The sequence below is a fragment of the Roseovarius salis genome, assembly GCF_044472985.1.
GTDB lineage: Bacteria > Pseudomonadota > Alphaproteobacteria > Rhodobacterales > Rhodobacteraceae > Roseovarius > Roseovarius salis.
In genome coordinates this window covers 1-7,907 of record NZ_JBISDG010000073.1, presented here as the reverse complement: position 1 = coordinate 7,907, position 7,907 = coordinate 1, and the positions used below count along the sequence as shown (strand labels likewise).

The 7,907-nt window shown below is 67.1% G+C and carries 7 protein-coding genes and 1 pseudogene; 7 read left to right on the top strand and 1 reads right to left on the bottom strand.

What is annotated here, in order from left to right; all coding sequences use genetic code 11:
• Nucleotides 1–159 precede the first annotated feature (159 nt).
• From ACH13J_RS17840 to rarD, 6 genes are all read left to right on the top strand, one after another.
• A complete protein-coding gene (locus ACH13J_RS17840; RefSeq protein WP_397544700.1) occupies nucleotides 160–489 on the top strand; it encodes a sarcosine oxidase subunit delta in 330 nt (109 codons plus the stop codon).
• Nucleotides 486–3,497, top strand: a complete 3,012-nt coding sequence (locus ACH13J_RS17835; protein ID WP_397544699.1) for a sarcosine oxidase subunit alpha family protein — start codon at nucleotides 486–488, stop codon at nucleotides 3,495–3,497. Before ACH13J_RS17840 ends, ACH13J_RS17835 begins: the two co-directional genes overlap by 4 nt.
• A complete protein-coding gene (locus tag ACH13J_RS17830; protein ID WP_397544698.1) occupies nucleotides 3,490–4,059 on the top strand; it encodes a sarcosine oxidase subunit gamma family protein in 570 nt (189 codons plus the stop codon). The genes ACH13J_RS17835 and ACH13J_RS17830 overlap by 8 nt, the downstream gene beginning before the upstream one ends.
• A gap of 110 nt (nucleotides 4,060–4,169) precedes the next feature.
• Nucleotides 4,170–4,769, top strand: a complete 600-nt coding sequence (locus ACH13J_RS17825) for a Fe-Mn family superoxide dismutase (RefSeq protein WP_397544697.1) — start codon at nucleotides 4,170–4,172, stop codon at nucleotides 4,767–4,769.
• A 192-nt stretch (nucleotides 4,770–4,961) separates the two neighbouring features.
• Nucleotides 4,962–5,420 carry a baeRF12 domain-containing protein gene (locus ACH13J_RS17820; protein ID WP_397544696.1) on the top strand — a complete coding sequence of 153 codons (459 nt, stop codon included), beginning with the start codon at nucleotides 4,962–4,964 and terminating at the stop codon, nucleotides 5,418–5,420.
• Between the two features lie 75 nt (nucleotides 5,421–5,495).
• Nucleotides 5,496–6,392, top strand: a complete 897-nt coding sequence (gene rarD, locus ACH13J_RS17815) for an EamA family transporter RarD (RefSeq protein ID WP_397544695.1) — start codon at nucleotides 5,496–5,498, stop codon at nucleotides 6,390–6,392.
• Here rarD and ACH13J_RS17810 read toward each other — a convergent pair.
• Complete coding sequence (locus tag ACH13J_RS17810; protein WP_397544694.1) at nucleotides 6,353–6,904, bottom strand: TIGR00730 family Rossman fold protein; 552 nt, start codon at nucleotides 6,902–6,904, stop codon at nucleotides 6,353–6,355. The genes rarD and ACH13J_RS17810 overlap by 40 nt on opposite strands.
• A gap of 103 nt (nucleotides 6,905–7,007) precedes the next feature.
• On the opposite strand from ACH13J_RS17810, the pseudogene ACH13J_RS17805 reads away from it, so the two are divergent.
• Nucleotides 7,008–7,907 (top strand): annotated as a pseudogene (locus tag ACH13J_RS17805) (hypothetical protein); the annotation flags it as partial.

The window sequence follows — 7,907 nt, the reverse complement described above, 5'->3', positions numbered from 1 at the left end:
CCCCCCCCCCCCCCCCCCCCCCCCCCCCCCCCCCCCCCCCCCCCCCCCCCCCCCCCCCCCCCCCCCCCCCCCCCCCCCCCCCCCCCCCCCCCCCCCCCGTCTGATTCCCGGACCACCGGGTTCCCCGAATTTCCAGAACCCCACACGGAGGAGACGCGCATGCTGACCCTCGAATGCCCGTATTGCGGCGTCAAGGCAGAGGAATCCGAGTTCGCCCCCGGCGGCGAGGCGCATCTGAAGCGCCACGGCCCGGGATCGAGCGATGACGCCTTCCACGCCTATCTCTTCGAGAAGGTGAACCCGCGCGGCGTGCATTTCGAGCGCTGGCGGCATGCCAATGGCTGCGGCAAGTGGTTTCATGCCGCGCGCTGCACGGTGACGCTGGAGGTGTTCGGCACCTACAGCGCCCAGACCACCGAACCGCCGCAGGACATCAAGGACAAGATCTCGGCCAGGCGGCCGGGCTGGAGCTGGAGAGAACTGGCATGAGCACGCGTCTGGCCAAGGGCGGGCGCCTCCTCAACCGGGAGCGCACGCTGAAATTCCGCTTCAATGACAAGCATATGCAGGGTGTGGAGGGCGATACGGTCGCCTCGGCCCTGCTGGCCAACGACCAGATGATGGTGGGCCGCTCGTTCAAGTATCACCGCCCGCGCGGCGTGGTCGCCAGCGGGGCGGAGGAGCCGAACGCGCTCGTGGGACTCGGCCGCGGCACGCGCTTCGAGCCGAACCAGCGCACCACCACCACCGAGCTGTTCGACGGGCTGGTCTGCGAAAGCCAGAACCACTGGCCCTCGCTCGAATTCGACGTGGGCGTGGTCAACAACAAGCTCGCGCGGTTCCTGCCGGCGGGGTTTTACTACAAGATGTTCATTCATCCCCGCCCGTTCTGGAAACACATCTACGAGCCGTTCATCCGCCAGTCTGCCGGGCTGGGCAAGGCGCCCCAGTATACCGACGAGGACAGCTACGAGCATTTCTATGCCTTCGTGGACGTGCTGGTTGTCGGCGGCGGCGTCGCGGGGTTGCAGGCGGCACGCGCCGCGGCCGAAACCGGCGCGCGCGTGCTGGTTATCGAACAGACTGCCCACTGGGGCGGGCGCGCGCCGGTCGATGGCGGAGCGATCGACGGGCAGCCTGTGGAAAAGTACGTGGACGAAACCGTTGCGGCGCTGCAGGCGATGGACAATGTCGCCCTGCGCACCCGCATGATGGGCGCGGGGATCTACGATCACGGCTATGTTCTGGGGTACGAGAGGGTGAACGACCACCGCCCCGGCGCGGACGGTCCCCGCCATCGTCTCTGGCGCATACGTGCCGGGCAGGTGGTGACCGCGACCGGCGCCATCGAGCGGCCGCTGAGCTTTGCCGGCAACGATGTGCCCGGTGTGATGCTTGCCTCGGCCGTGCGCGATTATGCTGTGAATTACGGCGTTTCGATCGGCGACCGCACGGTGGTCGTGACCAACAACGACGATGCCTATCGCACCGCCATCACCCTTAAGGAGCTGGGGCTGGAGGTGCCGTTGATCGTCGATGCGCGCGCGAACGGCGGCGGTGCGCTGGCCGACAAGGCTCGCGGGATGGGCATCCGCGTCGAAACCGGCAAGGGCATCGCCAAGGTCGTGGGCGGCAGGCGCGTCGAGGGTGTCGGCATCTGCGCCCAGGCGGGCGAGGGCTCCGTGCTGGAGGAGGTCGCCTGCGACGCCGTGGCGATGTCAGGCGGGTGGTCGCCCGTGGTTCACCTGTGGTCGCATTGCGGCGGCAAGCTGATCTGGGACGAGGCGCAGGCGCTGTTCCGCCCGGATGTGGATAACCCGCCGACCGGGGATGACGGCCAGCGGTTTGTCCTGTCCGCGGGGTCTGCGAACGGTGCGTTGCATCTCGACGGCGTGCTCGCCGATGCGCATGACGCCGGTCGCGCGGCGGCGCGGGCCAGCGGGCATGCCCCCGGCGAGGGCGCGGCCCCCAGGGCCGAGGACGTGGGCGAGGCCCCGCTGGAGCCGGTCTGGCTGATGCCGCAGGGCGCCAAGATGCAGCTGCGCATGAAATCGTGGCTGGACTACCAGAACGACGTGAAGGTGAGCGACATCCAGCTTGCCGCACGGGAAGGTTACGAAAGCGTCGAGCACGCCAAGCGGTACACCACGCTCGGCATGGCCACCGACCAGGGCAAGTTGAGCAACATCAATGGCCTGGCGATCCTGTCCGACGCGCTCGGCCAGCCCATACCGCAGACCGGCACCACGACCTTCCGCCCGCCCTACACGCCGATTTCCATGGCCTCGATCGCCGGCGAGGCGCGCGGCCCGCTGTTCCAGCCCGTTCGCAAGACGCCCATTCATGACTGGCACGATGCCAACGGGGCGGATTGGGAACCGGTGGGCCATTGGCGCCGGCCCTATTGTTACCGCCGCGACGGTGAGGGCCGCGAGGACGCGGTGCACCGCGAGATACGGCAGGTCCGCGAGAGCCTTGGCCTGCTGGATGCCTCCACCCTCGGCAAGATCGTCGTCAAGGGACCCGATGCCGGCCGGTTCATGGACATGCTCTATACCAACATGATGTCGACGCTGAAGCCGGGGCGTTGCCGCTACGGGCTGATGTGCAGCGAGAACGGCTTTCTGATGGATGACGGCGTGGTGGCGCGACTGGACGACGATACCTTCCTTTGCCACACCACGACCGGCGGCGCCGAGCGTATCCACGGCCACATGGAGGAATGGCTACAGACCGAATGGTGGGATTGGCAGGTTTACGTTGCCAACGTGACCGAGCAATACGCCCAGATTGGCGTGGCGGGCCCCAATTCCCGCAAGATGCTGGAAAAGCTCACCGATGATGACATCTCCGCCGACGCTCTGAGCTTCATGGGATGGGCGGAAATCACCGTGGCGGGTATCAGGGCGCGCGCCTTCCGCATCTCCTTTGCCGGCGAGTTGTCGTTCGAACTGGCCGCGCCGGCGGGGCAGGGCCGCGCGCTCTGGGACAAGCTGATGGAAGCGGGCGCGGAGTTCGGCGTCATGCCCTACGGCACCGAGGCGATGCATGTCATGCGCGCCGAGAAGGGATTCATCATGATCGGCGACGAAACCGACGGCACGGTGATCCCGCAGGACCTCAACATGCACTGGGCGATCTCGAAGAAGAAGGACGACTACATCGGCAAGCGCGCGCAGGAGCGCAAGCACATGGCCGACCCAACCCGGTGGAAGCTGGTGGGGCTGGAAACAACGGATGGCGGCGTGCTGCCGGACGGGGCCTATGCCACCGCGGAGGGCACGAATGCCAACGGCCAGCGGAACGTGCAGGGGCGGGTGACCTCGACCTATCATTCCCCCACGCTGGGGCGCGGCATCGCAATGGGGCTTGTGCTGCACGGCCCGGACCGGATGGGCGAGGTGCTGGAGTTCCCGCGCGTGGACGGTACTGTGATGACCGCCAAGATCGTCGATCCGGTTTTCTACGACAAGGACGGGGAGAAGCAGAATGTCTGAGGCTGTCAGCGCGCTGAAGAACGCCGCGTACGAGGGGACCGTCGCCGTGCGCGAGGCGGGGCTTCAGGGCATGATCACCCTGCGCGGCGATCTGTCCTCGGACAAGGTGAAAAGGGCGGTCGAGGCGGCCACCGGCGCCGCCATGCCCGGCCTGCGCGGGATCAGCGTCTCGGGCAACCGCGCCGCCGCGTGGATGTCACCCGACGAGCTGCTGCTGATGGTGGACCACGGGCAGGTGGCCGAAACGCTGGCGGGCATCGAAACGGCGCTGGCGGGCGTGCATTTCCTCGCCGTCGATGTCTCTGATGCCCGCGCGGTGTTCGAGATCCGGGGCAAGACCGTGCGCGAGGTGATCGCCAAGCTCTGCCCGGTGGACATTGCGCCGGGCCGCTTCGACCCCGGCGAGATCCGCCGCACCCGCATGGCGCAGGTGCCCGCGGCCATCTGGATGGAGGACGCGGAGACGGTCAAGGTCATCTGCTTCCGCTCGGTGGCGGAGTATGTGTTCGGCCTGCTGAGCGACGCGGCGGCGCCGGGGGGCGAGGTCGGGTTCTTCGCCTGACACCAGCACGGCCCTTCATGCCCGCCCGCTACCGATACGGGGCTTGACGTTGCGGCCTCCCGGCTACCATGTACAATCACGAGTTCAACGCAAACGAACAGGGGACCAACATGGCTTTCGAACTTCCCGATCTTCCTTACGCCCATGACGCGCTGGCGCCCAACGGCATGTCCAAGGAGACGCTGGAATACCATCATGACATTCACCACAAGGCCTATGTCGACAACGGCAACAAGGCGATCGCCGGCACCGAGTGGGAAGGCAAGACGGTCGAGGAGATCGTGAAGGGCACGTATGACCCGAACGCCATCGCGCAGAGCGGGATCTTCAACAACGCCTCGCAGCACTGGAACCACACGCAGTTCTGGCAGATGATGGCCCCGGGCGGCACCGGCATGCCCGGCGAGCTGGAAAAGGCGATCACCGAAAGCTTTGGCTCGGTCGACAAGTTCAAGGAAGAGTTCACCGCCGCGGGCGTGGGCCAGTTCGGGTCCGGCTGGGCATGGCTGGTCAAGGACACCGACGGCAGCCTCAAGGTCACCAAGACCGAGAACGGGGTGAACCCGCTTTGCTTCAACCAGACCGCGCTTCTGGGATGCGATGTCTGGGAGCATTCCTACTACATCGACTTCCGCAACAAGCGCCCGGCCTACCTGCAGAACTTCCTCGACAACCTCGTGAACTGGGAAAACGTGGCATCGCGGATGTAAGGGGCCGCGGGGCCTCTCGACACGATGGAAAGGCCCTGCTGTCACAGGCAGGGCCTTTTCGTTGCCGCGGTTGCGCCGGGCGGATGGGCACGCATCCCGCGCAACGCGCACCGAATTGATCCGGATCATCGCGCGACGTGCCGTGCAGTGCATAGTCTCGCGTCGGGCAGACATGACAATGGGAGAGCTGACATGGCGACACTGACAAAGGGCACCTGGGTGCTGATCGCGGACGGGCAAAAGGCGCTTTTCCTGCGCAACGACCTCGACGCGATCAATCCCGATCTCAACGTGGTGCGGCTCGAACAGCAGGAAAATCCCGCGACCCACGATCAGGGCACGCATCCCCCCGGGCGCCGTGCGGATTCCGGCGCCGGGCAGCGCTCGGCCATGGAGGATACCGATTGGCATGCGCTCGCCAAGGACCGCTTTGCCGACGACATGGCGGACCTGCTGTACAAGTACGCGCACAAGGACGCCTTCAAGCGGATCGTGCTTGTCGCGCCGTCGCGGGTGCTGGGCGAGTTGCGCGACAAGCTGCACAAGGAGGTGGCCGCGCGCGTGGTGGCCGAATTGCCAAAGGACCTGACGAACCACCCCCTCGACAAGGTGGAGAAACTGCTCAAGGCCGAGCTCGACCCCAATCTGTGATATCCTCCGCGACGGGCTTGCCTTCCGCTGCGTTCCACGTCAGCAAGACGCTGTCGGATCGAGGCGGGAGGCCCAATGTCGGAGAGTTTCAAGGGCGTCGCGGCGATGCTGTGCGCCTGCATCATCTGGGGGCTTTCGCCGCTTTATTACAAGCTTCTGTCCCATGTGCCGCCGCTGGAGGTGCTGGCGCACCGCACGCTTTGGTCCTGTGTCTTTTTCGCCGCCGTCCTGATGGTTCAGGGCCGTATCGGGCAGTTGGGGCTGGCGCTCTCGCGGCGGCGTGATGCCGTGGTGGTGGGGTTCGCCGCGCTGATGATATCGACCAACTGGTTCTTTTTCATAAGCTCAATTCAGATGGGCAAGGCGATACAGGCATCGCTGGGATACTACACGTTTCCGCTGGCCTCGGTGCTGTTCGGCGCGCTGTTCTTCCGCGAAAGACTGGGACGCGCGCAGACGGCGGCGGTCGGCCTGGCGGCGGTCGCGGTGGTGGTGCTGACCGCGGGGCTCGGGGTGGCGCCGTGGATCGCCCTCATCCTTGCGACGACCTTCGGTCTCTACGGGGTGGTCAAGAAATACCTGAGCGTGGGGCCCGTCGTTTCGGTGACGGCGGAGGTGCTGTTGCTGTCGCCCCTCGCGCTGGCGGTACTCGGACACGTGCACTCGGCCGGAGGCGGATATTTCGCGGGCTCCCTGTCCGACAGCGTGCTGCTGGCGGTGTCCGGCCCGTTGACGGCCACGCCGCTGATCCTGTTCAGCTATGCCGCCCGGCGGCTGCGGCTGGCGACGGTGGGGCTGTTGCAGTATGTCAATCCCACGCTGCAGTTTCTTGTCGCAACGCTGGTCTTCCGCGAGGTTTTCAGCCTTTGGCACGCCATCGCGTTCGGCCTGATCTGGACGGCGCTTGCGATCTACTCGACCGCCACCTGGCGTCAGGACAGGGCGGCGCGCAGGGTCGCGCAGAGCTCCTGAACCGTATCGCACACGGTGACAAAATCCCTAAGCGAGGCGTCGGCGAAGCCGCCGTCGATGACATGGTCGATCAGGTTCGTGAGCGGCGTCCAGTACCCGCCGGTATTCAGCAGGCAAAGCGGCTTGGCATGAAGGCCGAGCTGGCGCCATGTCAGCACCTCGAAGAACTCGTCGAGCGAGCCCGCGCCGCCCGGCAGCACCACGATCGCGTCGGAGTTCATGAACATGACTTTCTTGCGCTCGTGCATGGTCTCGGTGACGACATGCCCGGATGCGGCCCGGCCACTGGTCTCGCGCGGGACGAGGTGCGCGGGTATCACGCCGAGCGTGTCGCCGCCCGCCGCCTTTGCCGCGTGCGACACCGCGCCCATCAGCCCGACGTCGCCGGCCCCGTAGACCAGCCGCCAGCCCGCACCGGCCAGCGCGGTGCCAAGCCGTGCCGCGTCTTGCTCGAATTCCGGCGCTCCGCCGGTGCGTGAGCCGCAAAAGACACAGACCGAGCGCGTTGTCATGATGTGTTCCAAGCTTGTGGACCAGGTATTTTGACCCTAGATAACCGGGTTGCTATTGTCCGGCAACCGTGCCGCAGAGCCGGGCGCCGACGGAAGGAAACGGATGACTAGATTGGCTGGATTGACCGGCGCCCAGGCGGCCGGTGTCGTGGGGGCGGCGGTGGTCGCCGTTGGCGCGGGGCTTTATCTTGCCGGTGTCGTCACGTCGCCCACGCGGACGCCGGACACGGTCGGGACGGCACCACAGTCCGAGACCGGCGCGGCGCCGGAGCCCGGGGTGGATGCACCCGCAGACCCCTCGCCCGGGACGCGGACCGAGCGGGCACCTGATCCTGATACGCAGACAGCGCAGCCGGCGCCGGGGTCCGAAGCGCGCGACGCGGTCAGCGAAACGGCCAAGACGTCTGAAGCCGGGCAAACCGCGCCCGAACCATCCGCGCCGGCAGGTCAAGCGCCGGAACCGCCGACGATCAGTACCTTTCGCCTCGATCCCGAGGGCCAGATGCTGGTTGCCGGCAAGGGGCGTCCGGGCTGGGAGATGTCGATCCGCGTGGACGACAAGGAGCTTTCCAGTTTCCGGCCGGACTCGAGCGGCGAGTTCGTGCAATTCCTCGAGATCGCCCCGAGCGAGGCGCCGCGGGTGCTCAGCCTGTCCATGCGGTCGCCGGAAACGGGCGAACAGGTATTCTCGGAGGAAGAAATCATCATCGCGCCGATGCAGCGCCGCGTGGCCGGGGCGGATACCGCGGCGGAGCCGCCCGCGGAAAAAGCCGATGCTGCTGCGGAGCCGGGGGCGGATCCCGACACGCGCGCTCAGGCTGCGGCAACCGCAGAGCCGAAGGATGCGGCCGAAACGCAGGAGCCATCGCCGACCGCCCCGACGGGGACCGGCGCCACCGGGCGGGATGGCGTCGAAGGGGGCGCGTCGGGCGTCGTGGCCACGACCGACGCCCCCGACACCCCGGCACCGGCCGAGACGGCGGCGCTTGGCGTCGAGACACCG